General features: G+C 62.4%; 17 protein-coding genes. 5 read left to right on the plus strand and 12 right to left on the minus strand.

Translation table 11 applies throughout. The annotated features are described in order from the left end of the window. Positions 1-52: 52 nt before the first annotated feature. Together Q8X51_RS22645 and Q8X51_RS22650 are read left to right on the plus strand one after the other, a co-directional pair. The gene (locus Q8X51_RS22645) at positions 53-502 is read left to right on the plus strand and encodes a prepilin peptidase (RefSeq protein ID WP_407693612.1); all 450 of its coding nucleotides are present in this window, start codon (positions 53-55) and stop codon (positions 500-502) included. 126 nt (positions 503-628) lie between these two features. Continuing rightward, complete coding sequence (locus Q8X51_RS22650) at positions 629-1,408, plus strand: response regulator (RefSeq protein WP_407693613.1); 780 nt, start codon at positions 629-631, stop codon at positions 1,406-1,408. Between the two features lie 10 nt (positions 1,409-1,418). On the opposite strand, the gene Q8X51_RS22655 is transcribed toward Q8X51_RS22650, so the two are convergent. From Q8X51_RS22655 to cpaB, 8 genes are read right to left on the minus strand one after another with little or no spacing between them, the layout of a single operon-like run. Beyond that, complete coding sequence (locus tag Q8X51_RS22655; RefSeq protein WP_027607976.1) at positions 1,419-1,679, minus strand: DUF3613 domain-containing protein; 261 nt, start codon at positions 1,677-1,679, stop codon at positions 1,419-1,421. A gap of 10 nt (positions 1,680-1,689) precedes the next feature. After that, complete coding sequence (locus Q8X51_RS22660; protein ID WP_065947173.1) at positions 1,690-2,400, minus strand: tetratricopeptide repeat protein; 711 nt, start codon at positions 2,398-2,400, stop codon at positions 1,690-1,692. An 11-nt stretch (positions 2,401-2,411) separates the two neighbouring features. Continuing rightward, positions 2,412-3,299: a type II secretion system F family protein gene (locus Q8X51_RS22665; RefSeq protein ID WP_027607974.1), complete on the minus strand. Its 888-nt coding sequence runs from the start codon at positions 3,297-3,299 to the stop codon at positions 2,412-2,414. A 1-nt stretch (position 3,300) separates the two neighbouring features. Next, the gene (locus Q8X51_RS22670; protein WP_092489526.1) at positions 3,301-4,182 is read right to left on the minus strand and encodes a type II secretion system F family protein; all 882 of its coding nucleotides are present in this window, start codon (positions 4,180-4,182) and stop codon (positions 3,301-3,303) included. 10 nt (positions 4,183-4,192) lie between these two features. After that, entirely contained in the window at positions 4,193-5,461 is a 1,269-nt protein-coding gene (locus tag Q8X51_RS22675; RefSeq protein WP_407693614.1) for a CpaF family protein, read from the minus strand. Then, positions 5,458-6,651: a pilus assembly protein gene (locus tag Q8X51_RS22680; protein WP_065947176.1), complete on the minus strand. Its 1,194-nt coding sequence runs from the start codon at positions 6,649-6,651 to the stop codon at positions 5,458-5,460. The genes Q8X51_RS22675 and Q8X51_RS22680 overlap by 4 nt, the downstream gene beginning before the upstream one ends. Beyond that, the gene (locus tag Q8X51_RS22685) at positions 6,648-7,865 is read right to left on the minus strand and encodes a type II and III secretion system protein family protein (protein WP_065947177.1); all 1,218 of its coding nucleotides are present in this window, start codon (positions 7,863-7,865) and stop codon (positions 6,648-6,650) included. The genes Q8X51_RS22680 and Q8X51_RS22685 overlap by 4 nt, the downstream gene beginning before the upstream one ends. 19 nt (positions 7,866-7,884) lie before the next feature. Then, on the minus strand, positions 7,885-8,817 hold the full coding sequence (cpaB, locus tag Q8X51_RS22690) for a Flp pilus assembly protein CpaB (RefSeq protein ID WP_407693615.1): 933 nt from the start codon (positions 8,815-8,817) through the stop codon (positions 7,885-7,887). Positions 8,818-9,136: 319 nt separating this feature from the next. Here cpaB and Q8X51_RS22695 point away from each other — a divergent pair, with 319 nt between their 5' ends. Beyond that, positions 9,137-9,334 carry a Flp family type IVb pilin gene (locus Q8X51_RS22695; protein ID WP_065947179.1) on the plus strand — a complete coding sequence of 66 codons (198 nt, stop codon included), beginning with the start codon at positions 9,137-9,139 and terminating at the stop codon, positions 9,332-9,334. 53 nt (positions 9,335-9,387) lie between these two features. Beyond that, positions 9,388-9,792, plus strand: a complete 405-nt coding sequence (locus tag Q8X51_RS22700; protein WP_065947180.1) for a response regulator — start codon at positions 9,388-9,390, stop codon at positions 9,790-9,792. An 8-nt stretch (positions 9,793-9,800) separates the two neighbouring features. Here the strand turns inward: Q8X51_RS22700 and Q8X51_RS22705 are convergent, their stop codons facing one another. Both Q8X51_RS22705 and Q8X51_RS22710 read right to left on the minus strand, forming a co-directional pair. Next, on the minus strand, positions 9,801-11,483 hold the full coding sequence (locus tag Q8X51_RS22705; RefSeq protein WP_407693616.1) for a ShlB/FhaC/HecB family hemolysin secretion/activation protein: 1,683 nt from the start codon (positions 11,481-11,483) through the stop codon (positions 9,801-9,803). Positions 11,484-11,668: 185 nt separating this feature from the next. Next, on the minus strand, positions 11,669-13,138 hold the full coding sequence (locus Q8X51_RS22710; RefSeq protein ID WP_407693617.1) for a collagen-like triple helix repeat-containing protein: 1,470 nt from the start codon (positions 13,136-13,138) through the stop codon (positions 11,669-11,671). On the opposite strand from Q8X51_RS22710, the gene Q8X51_RS22715 reads away from it, so the two are divergent. Beyond that, positions 13,137-13,310 (plus strand): hypothetical protein, encoded by a 174-nt coding sequence (locus Q8X51_RS22715; RefSeq protein WP_155954386.1) that lies wholly within the window; start codon positions 13,137-13,139, stop codon positions 13,308-13,310. The genes Q8X51_RS22710 and Q8X51_RS22715 overlap by 2 nt on opposite strands. 128 nt (positions 13,311-13,438) lie before the next feature. Here the strand turns inward: Q8X51_RS22715 and Q8X51_RS22720 are convergent, their stop codons facing one another. Both Q8X51_RS22720 and Q8X51_RS22725 read right to left on the minus strand, forming a co-directional pair. Beyond that, entirely contained in the window at positions 13,439-14,287 is an 849-nt protein-coding gene (locus Q8X51_RS22720; RefSeq protein WP_407693618.1) for a MaoC family dehydratase, read from the minus strand. 2 nt (positions 14,288-14,289) lie between these two features. Beyond that, the gene (locus Q8X51_RS22725; protein ID WP_065925535.1) at positions 14,290-15,633 is read right to left on the minus strand and encodes a 3-oxoacyl-ACP reductase; all 1,344 of its coding nucleotides are present in this window, start codon (positions 15,631-15,633) and stop codon (positions 14,290-14,292) included. Between the last annotated feature and the right edge of the window lie 42 nt (positions 15,634-15,675).

Raw genomic sequence — 15,675 nt, forward strand, 5'->3', positions numbered from 1 at the left:
CTACGACTCGATATCAGCATAGAATCATTCAGCGAAAAGGAACGTTTTTTACGTGATTCATGGCGTAGTGATAGTGATCTGGCTGGGAGTCTGTGCGGTGCAGGATATTCGCCGGCGACAGATCGCCAATGGCTTGACCCTGGGCGTGGCGTTGCTGGCGCTGTTATACCTGTTGTGCACAGGTGTCACCTGGCTGGGCGCGCCGGCGAGCGCCGGTCTCTTGGCGTTTGCCCTGGCGCTGCTGTTGACCCTGCCGGGCTATGCGCTGGACCGCTTCGGTGCGGGCGACGTGAAGCTGCTCGCGGCGCTGGGCCTGGCCACCACGGTGGATCATGTGTTGTGGTCGCTGATCGGTGCCGCCATCACCCTGGTCGGCTGGTTGGTCGTTCGTCAACAGCTCGGTCCGCGCGCTGCTGATCGGGTGCAAGGCCCGCCTGCCAAGCAGCCTTTCGCCGCGTTTTTATTCGCGGGTTTTGTGCTGTATGGGGTATGGACCCTTTAGTCGCACAATGCCTCTATTGCTATGTACAGAGTCGGAAAGTAGGTCTACGTTTATGGAACGGATGTATAGGATTCTTCGTCCAAACGGATAGGTCAGTCTTTTGGCTTGCCAGGCATGGAGTCGCGTGTGAACAAGCTGAAATCGGCTGTAAAAGTGCTGGTGGTCGATGACCAACCGATTATCGTTGAGGAGCTTTGCGAGTTCCTCGAAAGCAGTGGCTACCACTGCGTCCCGTGCGAATCCAGCCGCCAGGCCTTGCAGCGTTTCAGCGAGGACGCCGAGGTCGGCCTGGTGCTGTGCGACCTGCACATGCCGGACATGGATGGGATCGAGCTGGTGCAGTCGATGCAGAAGATCGCCGGCAAGCAGCGTGCGTTCGAGGCCATCATGCTCACCGGGCGTGCTGACAAACAGGACGTGATCAAGGCCCTGCGCGCGGGCATTTCGGATTACTACCAGAAGCCGATCAACCTAGATGAGTTGCTCGAGGGCCTGCAGCGCCAGGAAGCGGCGCTGGAAGAGCGGCAAAAGGAGCTGCAACTGGGGCACTTGAACCAGAAACTGCAGTACCTTTCCGAATCCATCAATGACTTGTACCAGGACCTCGACAAGGTACGGCGCGGCCCGCTGCAGGTGGCTGACGGCGAGGGGCGGCAAGACGCCGGAGCGGCGCAGGTTCCATCCATCTTCAACCAGCTGTCACCCCGTCAGATGGAGGTGGCGTGGCTGGTAGGCAAGGGCCAGACCAATTACCAGATCGCCTGCGAATTGGGCATCACCGAAAACACCGTCAAACTGTATGTGTCCCAGGTGTTGCGCCTGACCCATATGCACAACCGCACCCAGTTGGCGCTGGCGTTGTCGCCAAGCCACTCGCCGATGCGCCAGCAGGTGAGTGCGCACTGACGCACGGGGTTCACTGGCTCTTGCCGCCCGCCTCCGACTTGGTTTCAAAGAACTCCGGAATCGGGTGCTTGTGACTGTCCAGCCAACGCTGCAATGCCTGCTCCTTTTCTGCCGGGGTGGTGCTCTGCGGTGTCGGCGAGGCTGCCCGCCCATCGACCTGCAACGCCATCCAGTTTTCCGTTTCGGCCTGCTGCGGGGACGAAGGCCCCGGTGGAATAGCCGAGGCGCTCAATGGCAACAGCGCCAGACACACAACGTAATGGGCTTTCATCATCGACTCCTTACTTGATACTCACCGGCAGGGTATCGGCGGCCGTCGCGACGTTGCGCGCGGTCCTGGCTGAGTGCTTGAGCCGGGCCGCGCGGGCCTGTGCCTCGGTGACCTGGCCGGGGTTCAAGCCCAGCTGGCTGACCACTCTGGCCGCTTGCCCCCAGTCATCCTGATAAATCAGCAAGGTCACCAGGTTGACCGCAGCCAGCGTGTCGCCCTGTTTGAGCTCGATAGCCGTCATGAACTCAAAGCGCGCGTCTTCCAGGCGCAATTGGTTGAGGTACACCACGCCCAGGTCATTGCGGATTTTTTCATCGGTGGGCGCCAGGCGCGCGGCCCTTTGCAGGTGAGCCATCGCCTGTGGGTGGTCGCCCTTGGCCGCTGCCAGTTGCCCCAGCCCATGTTCGCCTTCGGCGGTCATGCAAGTACCCAGCAGGCTGCGATACAAGGGTTCGGCCTCACTGCGGCCCAGCAAGCGAAAGTTACGGGCCTGGCGCTGGCGCACCTGGGGCAAGCTGTCGGGCAGGTTCTGCAGGTTGGCCAGGCTGGCGTGCAGCTTGCCCTCGTTGGCCAGGTCATCGGACAGGTTCAGCGTCAGTTCCTGCTCCGCACTGGGTTTGGCGCAACTGCCCGGCGCGGTCAACGCGGCCCATGGGGTGTGGCCGTTGGTGGCGCATCCGCCGAGCATCAGCAGGGTCAGGCCGGCAATCAGTGGTTTCATCAAGGTGGTCCTCAGAATTGGCTCAAGGCGCGGGCGATGCCGATAAAGGCGGGGCCGCCGAGCACGATCAGCAAGGCGGGAAACAGGAACACCATCATCACCACCGACATTTTGGCCGACATTTTCGAGATGTATTCCTGCATGCGGGTCAGGCGCCGGTCGTCGAGCAATTGCTTGAGCGTCAGCAGGGATTTCATCGCGCCACCCCCCTGCTGGATCAATTGCTGGAGGATGATGCAGGTGTCGGTGAACTCATCCACCTCCAATATGCGCGCGGTCTTGCCCAGTTCTTCGCTCAGTTCCAGGCCGGAGTCGACGCGTGCCAGGATCAGGCGCAATTCGTGGGTCAGGTCTGGAAGCAAGCGCTGGGCTTCGTTGGCCATCACGCGCAGGGATTGTTCAATCGCCATGCCCGACTCGAACAGGATGCGCAGCAGCGGAATGAAGGTTGAGATTTCCTTGGCGATGCGCTGCTGGCGGAATTTGGCGGCAGCGGCGAGCACGCGTTTTGGCAACAGGTAGCCGATGCCCAGGGCGACCGCCGGGGCAATCCAGGCGGGACTGGCGTGAGGGAAAAGTAGTTGCTGGCCGAGCAGGGTCAGGCCCATCGCCGCGACAGGCACGCCGATCTGGAAGGCGGCAAACAGCGAGCGCTGGCTGGCCTTGCGCCAACCGACCCGGTTGAGCAGGACCTGGGTCTCGTTATCCAGGCTGACTGAGCGCTGGGCCAGCGTGCTTGCGCCCAGTTGGCGCATGAACGTGCCAAGTTTGTCATCGCTGGCGCTGCGCCCTTGCAAGCGCTCAACGACCCGGCGATCACGACGGCGATGTTCGAGCCATTGCCCGCCCACCAGTACCATGGCGGCGAGTGCCAGCAACAGGCTGACCATCAGGGCCATCTCACACACTCCTCAGCATGCGCCACATGGCAAAGGTGCCCGTCAGGTCCATCGCCAGTGCGCCGAACAGCAGGGAGCGCCCCGTGTCGTCGTTCCACATGGTCATCAAGTAGCCAGGGTTGACCATGATGAAGTAGCCCACGATCAGGATCGGCAAACCGCCCAGCACGTAGGCCGTCATGCGGGTCTCGCCCGTCATCGCCTTGAGTTGCCGGGCGCCCTGGTCCCGCTCGCGGATCATCTTGATCAGGTTTTCCAGCAGTTCGCTGGCGTTGCCGCCGTAGCGGTGGTTGACCTTCAGGCCAAGGGCGAACAGGCGGAACTCGTCCTGTTCGTAGAATTCGGCGAAGTCGCTGGCCGAATCCGGCAGGCTCACCCCCAGGCGCACGTTGCGCTGCATGCGGCCCATGGCGTGCTTGAGCGGGTTTTCCACGCTCTCGATACCGCCCAATACCGCGTCGGCCAGGGTGCGGCCGGATTTGAGGCTGCGTACGCTATGGTCCAACAACTGCGGCAGTTGCTCGACCATACGTTGCACCCGCTGCTGGTAACGCCAGGCGATATAGGCACGCAATGCCAGGGGCGGGCCCAGGGCCATCAACACCAGGCCCAGCCCGTCGGCGACCAAGTAGCCCAGCAGGGCGCCGACCACCCACGCGCTCAGCCACAGGCCGAGGCGTTCCTTGGGTTTGCCCAGCCCGGCGCGCAGAAACATGCGCTCAAGGCCGGTCCAGGTGCCGGGCTGCTCCTGTGCCTCGGGTTGGCCATCGCCGAGGCGCTCCAGCACGCGACTGGTCCGGGCCTTGCGCAGGCCATGCTGAAACAGCCAGAACGACAGACCGATCAGCAATAGGCAAACCAGCAGCAATACAGGTCCGGTCATCAGGCGCTCCCTACAGCGGCATGGCTGTGGCGCGGCGCAACTTATCGCCGGCCGGGTTGATGGCTTCTCGCAGGAAACCGACGCCGGTGCGCCGGTCCAGCCGGAACAGGGTATTGGTGACATACACGTCATCGCGCACACCGACCACTTCCACCACCTCGCTCACGCAACGACGGCCATCGGGCATGCGCGTCAGCTGGATCACCACATCCAGCGCGGCGCAGATCATCTGGCGCAGGGTTTTTTCCGCGATCACGCGGCCGGTCAGGCCCACCAGGGTTTCCAGGCGCAGCAACGCATCCTGGGCATTGTTGGCGTGCACGGTGCTCATGGAACCGTCGTGGCCGGTGTTCATGGCCGTCATTACGTCGAGCACTTCCACGCCACGGATTTCCCCCAGGATGATGCGGTCCGGGCGCATCCGCAGGGCGTTGCGAATCAGGTCGCTGGACCTGACCTCACCGTGGCCCTCGGCATTGGGCGGGCGGGTTTCCAGGCGCACCACATGGGGATGCCCCAGTTGCAATTCGGCAACGTCTTCGATGGTCACCAGACGCTCGTGGGGATTGATCAACTGGCTGAGAATATTGAGCAACGTAGTCTTGCCGGTGCCGGTGCCGCCGCTGATGAGGATATTGCAGCGCCTGCCGACGGCTTCCTGGAAAAACTCGAAGATGCTCTGGTCGATGGTCTGCATGGCAACCAGGTCGCTGCTCTTGAGCATGTCCTTGCGGAACTTGCGGATTGACAGGCATGGCCCATCCAGGGCAATCGGCGGGATGATCGCGTTGACCCGGCTACCGTCAGGCAGGCGTGCATCGACCATCGGCGAGGATTCGTCCAGGCGCCGGCCCAACGGCGCGAGGATGCGTTGCATCACGCGCTCCACGTGATGGTCGTCGATAAAACGCAGGTCACTCTGATGCAGCAGGCCCTCACGTTCGATAAACACCCGGTGCGGCCCATTGACCAGGATTTCGGTGACCGAAGGGTCGCGCAGCAGCACCTCCAGCGGGCCGAAACCGGTAAGTTCGTCGACGATCTCTTCGGCCAGGCGTTCCATCTCATAGCGCGAGATCGCCAGGCGCATGCGCGTGATGTACTCGGACACCTTGTCGACGACAAATTGCGCCAGGGATTGGCGCGTGTCTTCAAGCAGGTTCTTACCCGACTCCTCGATAGCGTCGATGATGTAGCGATGCAGCACCAGCTTCAAGCCATCGTGATCCGTGTTGCCGCCGTTGCGGGCCGGGCCGCCGAAGAGTTTCTCGCCGTTCATCGCACCGTCCCCAGGATGCGTTCGAACCAACGCATTGATGGTTTTTCCAAGCCCTCGGAGCGTTTCGCCAAGCGTTCGCCCAAGGTGCGCACGGCCTGGCTCAACGCTTCACGTGGGGCCAGGGCAAACAGGGTCTGGCCCTGGTTCTTTACGTTCAGGCGCAGTTCGGCGCTCAGCGGCAGCACGGCGATGCACTCAAGGCCGTAGCTTTTTTCCAGGGTGTCGGTGTCTGGTACGCAGGACTTGATATAACGGTCGACCACCAGCCTGGCGTGGTCGAGTTTCATGCCTTTGTCGCGCCAGCGATTGAGCACCGCGAGGTTGCGGCGACAGTCCAGTACGTTCTGGTCGGTGCACCACAGCAGTTTGTCGCAGTGGCCGACAAAGGTGCGCAGTGCGTCGCTGTCCGGTTGCCCGGTAAGGTTCACGACGATGTGCTGGAAGTGCTGGCGCAGTGCGCTGAGCAGCATGTACAGCTCGGCGGCGCTGGTCAGTTTCAGCGGTTCGTCGCCGGTGGCATACGCCAGGATGCGCAGGCCATCCACGGTTGTGGTAAAGGCGCTGTTGATCAGCGTGGTATCGAGGCGGCGCAAATGCCGCAACGCGTCACCGAAGTTGAAGGTGCTCTCCAGTCCCAGCAGCGCCAGGCTGTCGCTGCGTGGCAGGCCCAGATCCAGCAGCAGGGTCTGCTGGCCGCTTTTTTGCACCACCAGGGCCAGGTGAGTCGCCAGCATCGCGCCGTCCGCGTTGCTTTGGGTGCCAAACAGAACGGTCAGGCCGCCCAAATGTGCACTGGGGGTGATGGTCGGCAGGCGCTTGCTCAAGCGGCGCACCAGGCCGGCCACTTCGCTGGAGCGTGATCCGTAGGCGACGAAATCCCGGGCGCCCGCCCGCATGGCGTTGAGTACCAACTGGTTGTCCATGCCGTCGCCCAGGGCGACCACGGCGAGCATCGGCTTGGCTTCCAGGGCGCCTTCGATCAGCGCACTCTGGGCCACCAGGTTTTCACGGTCCAGGCCGATGAAGACCAGGTTGGCAAAGGTCACGTCGACCAGCGCCAGCAGCTCGTCCAGGCTGCCGGTGCCAGCGCTCACGACTTGGCCAAGGGGCGCCAGGGCACCCTGCAGCCACTCCAGGTCGATGGTGTTGCGAGTGATGGCGAGGAACGTCTGGCTCAAGCTATCGCTCATTGGGAAAGTCCACTGCGGCGGTCGAAATTACCGTTTTCGAGGAAAAACAGGCGGTACCAGTTGGGGTCATAGTTGCGCAGTTTTTCGCCGGGCAAGGAAGGCAACTGAGCGTTGGCCGCCAGCGGTTGCACCAGGTGCGGCGTGACGATCATCAGCAGCTCCTTTTCTTCGCGGCGGATATTGGTGTCGCGGAAAAACGCACCCAGGACCGGGATATCGCCCAACCCCGGAAACTTGCTGATGCTGGAGCGGTTGTTGGTGCTGATCAGGCCGCTGATCACAAAGCTTTCGCCATCGGCCAGGGACACGCTGGTGTCGGTGCGCCGTACGGTCAGGGCCGGCACCTGGATGCCCTGGATCTGTACGGCGTTGCTGTAGTCCAGCTCGCTGACCTCCGGCGCTACCTTGAGGGTGATGCGGTTGCGATCAATCACCGTCGGCGTGAGGGTCAGGCGAATGCCGAATTCCTTGTATTCGATGGAGATGGTGTCACTGCCGGCGCTGGGTACGGGTATAGGTACTTCACCGCCGGCCAGGAAGGTTGCGCTCTGGCCGCTCAGCGCTACCAGGCTGGGACGCGCCAGGGTGTAGGCAAAACCGCTGCTCTCGAGGGCGTTGATCATCGCTTTGACACGACCGCCGCCAAAACCGACATTGAAAGACTCGGCACTCACCGGCAGTTTGAACACACCTTCTGCCGGGGAGAGAAGGTTGGGGCTACCGAGGAAAAAATTGTTGCCCAGCCCCAGGAACTGGGTGCTGGCTTCCTTGAGCTTGGTGCGGCTGACTTCTACAAAGCGTATATCCGTCTGCACCTGGCTGGGCAGCAATGGGTCTTCGGAGGGTGGCCGCGACAAACTGGTCAGTGCCGACGTGGCCTTGCCCTTGACGAACACCATGCTCTGGCGCGGCGCCTTGGTACAGGCAGTCCACACCATCAGGCTGGTAGCGCCGCTGGCGACGCCGGTCAGCAGGAAATGACGGTCACCATTGACGCGCACATCCGCGATCTTCGGGTCGCCAATCGCCAGGCGGGTGATTGGCACCGGCGATTGCAGCTCCTGTTGCAAGCCTTCGCCCACCTCGACCACGGCAGGCAACTGGCCCAGGGCGCTGCAATTGCCGGGTGCCGCCAGGGTCATGGCGGCTGGCAGGCTTGTCAGCATCAAGGCCCAGGCAATTGGCGTGAACATGAGGGCGTAGCGATGGCTCATTCAAGGCATCCTTGCTCAATCACGGGGTTTGTTCAGTGGCCTGCGCGCCGCGAATCACCTCGACGCCCCGGCGTACAGCGGGTGCGCCGCTGATTTGCGCGACGCTTTTGGGCGGTCCCACAAGGGCAAGCTGGGTGAATTGGTAGAGGTCACGATTGGCATTGGCCAGTTTGTCCGAAGCGTCGTTTTCCCCGGCCCAGTACTGGCTGAGCAGTTGCTCCTCGGCACTGCGCACGGCCAGGCGCAAGGTACCGGCTTGCGACGCCAGCATCAGGCGGCTCAATAGAGGCTCCGGCACGGCCAACACCACGGTGCGTGCAGCAGCGCGACGCTGGGCAGCCTGGGCGCGCTCCTCGGGCGTGGCGGCGGGCGGCACGGCCGGCAAGCCATCGTTGGCCAGGCCCAATTGGTCACCGACGCTGAGCAGGCGCAGGGCTGGAAGGACGATTTGTGCCGACTGCTCCGCGTTGCCAGCATCCTGGCGCAGGAACAGCAGCACATCCACATAGTCGCCGGGGCTCAGTTGGCCTGCCGCGCCGATCACCTCGTCGACGGCCACGGCCAATGCGCGCTCATCGGGATGAATCATGCGGGCAAGCGGGCCGCCGGCGCTGAAGCTTTCTTCGCTGAGCCAGGTACCTGCTCCCAGTGCGCGCAGTGGTTGGCGGCCGATGGCCTTGTCCAGCCGCGTCAGGCTGCCGGCGGGCACCGTGCGGAGTTTTTCCACGACCAGGTCGGCAGCGGTAAGTGCAACGAAGGCAGGGACGTCATGCGCCAGTACGACCACTGGTTGGCGGGTCTGGTCTTCGACGACAGCAGTGGGCTTTTCGGCAGAAATGACAGGTGTTGCGACGGGCTCCGTTTGGCGGCTCAACACCAGCCCCCAGTACCCTGCAATCAATGCCCCGATTAGCAGCACAGCGGCCAGGGCCATGCTGATGCGACTGTTCATGACGGCTCTCCCTTTCCCGTTGCACTACCTGTTCGTCAATCCAAACGAACTAATTCGCAACCTGGCTGTGATGAACATCTAACGATTTGGCTATTTGAAGGTAGCTCAGCCAGGACGAAACGCCATTTGTCACGGATAAAATTTTATTTGAACGCTATTTGCAGCCGGGTAGTCAGGCATGCACCGACGACTAATACTTTGTGATTAATGAGTTCTTACAGTTGTGAGGCTGAGGTTTGTTGGCAATGCTCTAATTGCACGTCGCAAACATCGTGCTAGAGCCGTACTGGCTTTTAGTGGCGTATTAGGGAGAAGTCGTATGTTCCTTGACCTGATGTTGAAGTTATATGTTCAGATACAACTGTTCTTCAAACGCAAAGAGGCTGCTTCAGGTATTGAATACGCCATTATCGTGGCGCTGGTGGCCCTCGTCATTGTGGGTGCCGGAACAGGCCTGGGCACCAAGATAAGTGGAATTTTCACTTCGATCGCTACCAAGCTGCCAACGGCGACCTGACTTCCAAGTTGCAGCGGCTATTCTCCAATTACCCCATTCTTCCAGGTACGGCCATGAGCGCATCTTCTTTGTCTCGCCAACAAATATTATTGGTGGACGACGAAGAGGATGCTCTGGTTGAGCTGGCCGAATCCCTCGAACACGAGGGCTTTGTCTGTTTTACCGCCACCTCCGTGACCTTCGCCTTGCAAGAATTGACACTGCATCCGGATATCGCCCTGGTCATTACCGACCTGCGCATGCCTGAGGAAAGCGGTATTTCCTTGATCAAGCGCCTGCGCGAACACACCTCGCGCTCGCACCTGCCGGTGATCGTGATGTCGGGCCATGCCGAGATGGATGACGTCAGCGACATGCTGCGCCTGCAGGTGCTGGACCTGTTCCGCAAGCCGATCTATCTGGTGCGCTTGATCGATACGCTCAACAACCTGTTTCCTCTCTCTCACTCCAGGTATTAAGCGCTCATTCACAGCTGATAAGTGAAGCTCAGCGTATACCGCGGCCGCCGGTCGAAGTTATCCCGCGCCACATCCGCCATCGGCTTGGCCGCCTCCACGGAAATGTTGTAGTACCTGGCGTCGCCAAAACGCAGGCCCAGGGCCGCCGATGACATATCGCTGCCCTTGACCGGCAGGTCGTTGAACCAGGCCCTGGCGCGGTCGAACACCATATAGGGCTGCAGGATGCGCACCCACTCGCCGGTACGGTTGTAGCTGTAGTTGATCTCATACGCCACGCCCCAGCCTTTGTCGCCGGAGCCCTGGTCATCGGGGTAGCCACGGCCGAAATTCTGCCCGCCGAAGGTGGCGCGCTCGCTGTCGGGCAGGTCGTCGTGGCTCCAGTAGAGTGCGCCGGAGAGCACACCTTGCCAGTTATCGAAGAGCCTGTTGCTCTGCACGCCGGAGAGACGCAGGCGGAAGAAGTCGAGGTCCGGCTTGAGCCCGCCGAAGTCTGTGCGGGTCTTGGCGCCCATGCCGTTGATGCCTTGGTACACACCGGCGCTGAGGATGCGCAACTGGGTCGTGTCGGCCTTGCGCCAATCGCCTTCGAACGCCAGTGCGCGCAGGTCTGTTTGCAGCGCCAGGCGTTGCGGGAAACCTTCGAGCTTGTAGCGCGTAGTCTGGTCGACGGCATAGTAGCGGGCGCCGAGGTTCAATGACTCGTTGGGCGACGCGATCAGCGGGTGGCTGAAGCCGATGGCGTAGCGGTCGATTTCCTGGTGTGGCTTGAGCTCCAGGCCTTCGCCCAGTTGCAGGCTGGTGCGTGGATCGGCGCGGTAGCGTTCACCCGACAGCGTGAGCTGGGTGCCCTCGGCATTGATGAATTGGCTGTAGGCTGCGCGGTAGTAATGTTCTTTGTCGTCGCCGGGCGGGAACAGGCCGCTGAGGCTCAGTTGTTCGCCCATGGAGGTCCAGGAGTTGCCGGTGCCGGTGAGCAGCGCCTGCGTGCCGCCTCGGCTGGCCTCGTTGAGGCTCATGCTGGTGGTGAAGGGTTTGCGGCTGGCGGTGATGTGCATCGGCGTGCCGCCGTCGGTGGTGGCGGGCGGCGGTACCTGGGCCTGCAAGGTTACGCCCGGGATGGCGCTCATCAGTGTCGTGTAACGCTCGAACGTCTTACGGGTGAGTGGACGTTCGGCCTTGAGTTTTTCGGCGAGTTTGTCGACGTATGACGAAACCGGGCCGATGTCGCCTTGCAGCTGGTAATCGCGGATATAGCCTTCGACCAGCACCACATGCACCAGGCCGCCGTCGAAGCGCTGTTCCGGCAGGAAGGCGTAGGACAGCAGGTAGCCATCTTCCTGGTAGCGGCGGGTGATGCTGCGGGTGGCTTCGATCAATTGCGCCAGGTTGGTTTCATGGCCGATCAGCGGTTCGAATGCCTGGGCGACGTCCTTGAGCGGGTAGACCGTGCCGCCGTCGATCTGCAGCTTTCGAATGGTCACCTTGGTGTCCATCAGCAACGGCTGCTCCGCGCTGGCAGCAGGGGCGGGCAGTCGGGTCTGCGGGGGCGCCGGTCGATACGCGTCGGCGGGCAGGTTAGGCACGGGCAGGTTGCGGACGGTGTCGTTGCTATTCAGGAAACTGGGCAGGGGGTCGGCGTGGACGGAAGCACTGAGGGTGAGCAGTAACAACGGTGTCAAAGCGCGCATAGGACACTCCATGGTCAAAACTGCTGCAGCGTTTTGCAGGTTCCCGTCGGGCTCGGGGAGCGCGGTCTGGGTGTTTTCAGGGGTCGATCATTGACCCATGAAAAAAAGACGAGAGACTTAGCTGGTCTCTCGTCTCAACCAAGCGTAGGCGCTGTAGGTGAGGCCGTCTAATCGGCCAGGTGCAATCATTTCCTGCCGGTCAGGCCACCCAGCAGTCCGCCCAGGGCACCGCCATTCGTGCTGGTGCTGGCACCCGCGGAGGTCGTCACGGCCAGGCCGCCGCCGAGCAAACCACCACCGGTGTTGGGGCCGCCGCTGACCAATCCTCCGACCGAGGCCACGGTGCCACCCACTGCGTTGACGGTACCCCCCAAGGCGTTGATGACCGGGTTGGCGTTGGTGCTGGTGATTTGGCTGCCCAGCCTGCTGACGGCGCCGCCGGCGTTGGTGGCCAGGCCGTTGATTGGAGTGCCCAGGCCGGTGGCATTGCCGACGTTTTGAGTGAGGCGGGTGACGCCACTGGTGACGGGGTTCAACGCGCCGCCGACCTGGCTGGTCAACGTGGCAATGGGGGTGCCTGCGGCGGTGTTGGGGACGCCACTGCCGCCCAGAAGGGTGCCCAGGGATGCCACGGTAGTGCCCGCCTTCACACCGGTGACGCCGGTGGCGCTGACCAGACCGTTGCTACTGCCGGCATTGAGGCCGCTGCCGGCGCCCGCTATCACGCCGCCGATGAGTTCCGCCAGGCCCGGTCTGCGGTTGCTGCCGCCACTGTTACCCGTGGCGTCGACATAGCCGCTGGCCTTGCCGACCACGGTACCCACGCCATTGAGCACGCCGCCCACGGCGCCGGTCGCCGGGTTGCCGCTGCCACCGGTGTCGGCGACTTGATTGCCCAGGCTATCGACGGTATCGCCGAGCTTTTGCAGCAGGCCGCCCACGGGGCTGTCCAGGCCGGTCGTGCTGCCGACTTTAGCGGTGGTGCTTTCCACCAGCGACACCACCGGGACCAATACCTTTGCGCCAAGCGTATGGGTGGCCGAGCCCAGCGGGCCGGTGGTACTGGCGGTGCTGAGGGTGTCGCCGAGCATGGTCACGGCATTGCCGAGCTTGCCGACGACGTTGCCTGCCACCGGTGCCGCGCCGCTGACCACCGGCACGTGCCCCAGCAAGGTGGCGACGTTCTGGCCGGTGGCGGTCACGCCTGCACCGAGGTCGGAGACGCCGTCGGCCACGCCCGCGACGGTGTTGCCCAGTGCATTGCTGTCGGTACCCAGGGAACCGAGGCCATCCGACAGGCCTTCGCCGATGCTGCTGACGGCGTTGCCGGTAGCACGCACCAGGCTGCGCGTAGTTGCACCCACGATAGGCAGGCTGCCAAGGGTAGTGCCCAGGCTGCTGACGGTGCCGCCGAGGTCGGTCACGGTATCGCCGAGGGTGTCGGCCACGCTGGCCGTTACCAGGGTGCTGGTTGTGCCGGTACCGCCACCGTCTGTACCGCCACCACCGCTGCCGCCACCGCCAGCAGCAGTATCCGAGGAAGTAGAGCCCCCACTGTGATGTCCGCCGCCACCGCTGCTGCAACCGCCGAGTGTGAGTGCGATTGCCAGTGCCAGCGTGGTACTTGCTTTCCAGAACATGACTTGAGTCTTCATGATTGAGTTCCTTGCACCTGTACAACCTGAGTTGTCTCAAACGCTGGCTATTTCTGCGGATAGCGATGCGTTTGTCCGTGTGGCTATAACAGGCCCGGGCGCTCTTTCTCTCAATGCTCAACTTGGTATTAATGATTTATATACGGCTGGGTTGTACCGTTTAAGCGACTAATGCCAAAGGTATAGGGCATGATGTTTCTGGATGTATATATGTTTAAAATCAAAAACCTGCATATAAAAAGCGAGCCTGAAAAGGCCCGCTATCACTTAGGGTGTATATATACAATTTATCAGTCGCTTTTATGCAATGGGCTGCCATTTACCCAGCATATGCTCGATGTCACCCGCGCCTTTCAATAAGAATTCGCCGCTGGAACCGGCGGCGCTGACCAGTAACCTGACTTCACTGGGCAGGCGCACGGGCTTCCTGAACTCCACGTCTATCTCGATATTGGCCGCAGGCAGGTGTTCACCCAGGGCGGCGAGGGTGTGCGCCTTGTTCCACAGCCCGTGGGCGATGGCTTGGGGGAAACCGAACAGTCTGGCGGTCAGGGCGCTGAGGTGGATCGGGTTGTAGTCGCCGGACACTCTCGCGTAGCGGCGGCCGATATCGGCTGGGGCCTTCCAGCGAGTCAATTCGCTGATCTCGGCAGGGCTGGGACGGGCATCATCGGTCGCTTCGCCTTCGAGCTTTACACCCCGGCACAGCATTCGGCTCTCGGCTTCCCACAGCAGGCCGAGAGAGTCTTCAACTGTGGTGACCACTTCAAAGGTCGCGCCCTTGGGGTGGGGCCTGAGGTTCTGCGTGTGCACGCCGATGGACAATTCGCTGACTCCGCCCAGTGGGCGATGGATGCGGATACGGTTACTCAGGTGAATCAATCCCAGCAGAGGGAAGGGAAACTTCTTATCGGTGAGCAACTGCATCTGAAGACCGAATGCCAGGATGTGCGGATAGGTCGCCGGCAGCATGGGGCTCTCGGTAAACCCGCAGACCTGGCGGTACGCCGCCACCTGCTTGGGGTCGACGCTTACCCGACAGCGCAAGCCTTGCTCGGGCAGCGTGTTGCCGGTGATCTTGCGCTTGAGCGCTGCCCGCCAATACAACGGTGGCAGAAACGGCGTACTGCCTAAGGTTTGCCAATCCATGCTTACGCTCCCAATAGACTTTGCCCACACACCCGCAGCGCTTGCCCGCTGACCGCACCGGAACCCGGCTGGCCCAGCCAGGCCACTGCTTCGGCGACGTCCTGCGGCAAACCGCCCTGGCCCAGCGAGCTCATGCGCCGCCCGGCTTCACGCAGGGCAAAGGGAATATGCGCGGTCATCTGGGTTTCGATAAAGCCTGGGGCTACGGCGTTGATACTGATCCCGCGTTCTTCCAATAACGGCGCCCATGCCTGTACCAGGCCGATCAAGCCGGCCTTGCTCGCGGCATAGTTGGTCTGCCCACGGTTGCCGGCGATGCCGCTGATGGAGGCCAGCACCACCACGCGGGCGTTGTCGTGCAGGGTGCCGCTGTCCAGCAGTGCCTTGGTCAGCACTTGCGGGGCATTGAGGTTGACCGCCAGCACCGCGTCCCAGTATTCCGGGGTCATGTTGGCCAGGGTCTTGTCACGGGTGATCCCGGCGTTGTGCACCAGGATGTCGAGGCCGTCGGGCAGGTGTTCGATCAACTGGCCGGCGGCGTCTTCGGCGCAGATATCCAGCACCACGGTGCGCGCACCCAGGCGTGCGGCCAGGGCCTCGAGGTCGGCCTTGGCCTGGGGCACGTCGAGCAGGATCACTTCGGCGCCGTCGCGGGCCAGGGTTTCAGCGATGGACGCGCCAATGCCACGGGCTGCGCCGGTGACCAATGCCTTGCGCCCGGCGAGGGGGCGAGTCCAGTCTTCGACGGGCGTGGCACAGGCCTTGAGGCGAATCACCTGGCCGGAGATATAGGCGCTTTTCGGTGAGAGGAAGAAGCGCAGCGCGCCTTCCAGTTGGTCTTCGGCACCGTCGCTGACGTAGAGCAATTGCAGCACGCCGCCGTTGCGCAGTTCCTTGGCCAGTGACCGGCTGAAACCTTCGAGGGCGCGCTGGGCGCTGGCGGCGAACGGGTCGCTGAGGCTTTCCGGCGCGCGGCCGAGGATCACCAGGTGTGCACTGTGATCCAGGTTTTTCAGCAACGGTTGGAAAAACTCACGCAGTTGCTTGAGCTGGTCGGTGTGTAGCAGGTCGCTGGCATCGAATACCACGGCCTTGAGCTTGGGGCCATGGCCGGGAATCCAGGTCGAAGTGTCGGCGCCGTAGGTGTAAATGGCGTCGGTGAGCCGGTTGGCAAACGCTTTCACGTTCGTTGCCAGCGCGCCCCCACCCAGTAACAGCGCACCTTCCACCGGGCGCAGGCGCCCGGCTTGCCAGCGTTCCAGGCGTACCGGTGACGGCAGGCCAAGGGCGGCGACCAGGCGATGGCCGAGGCTTGAGTTGGCGAAGTCGATATAACGGTCAGACATGGAACGCTCTCCGAAGGCTGGGGTTCAAAGGGTTGACCATCC

It is taken from the genome of Pseudomonas sp. Yb2C2, from assembly GCF_052112325.1.
GTDB lineage: Bacteria > Pseudomonadota > Gammaproteobacteria > Pseudomonadales > Pseudomonadaceae > Aquipseudomonas > Aquipseudomonas marginalis.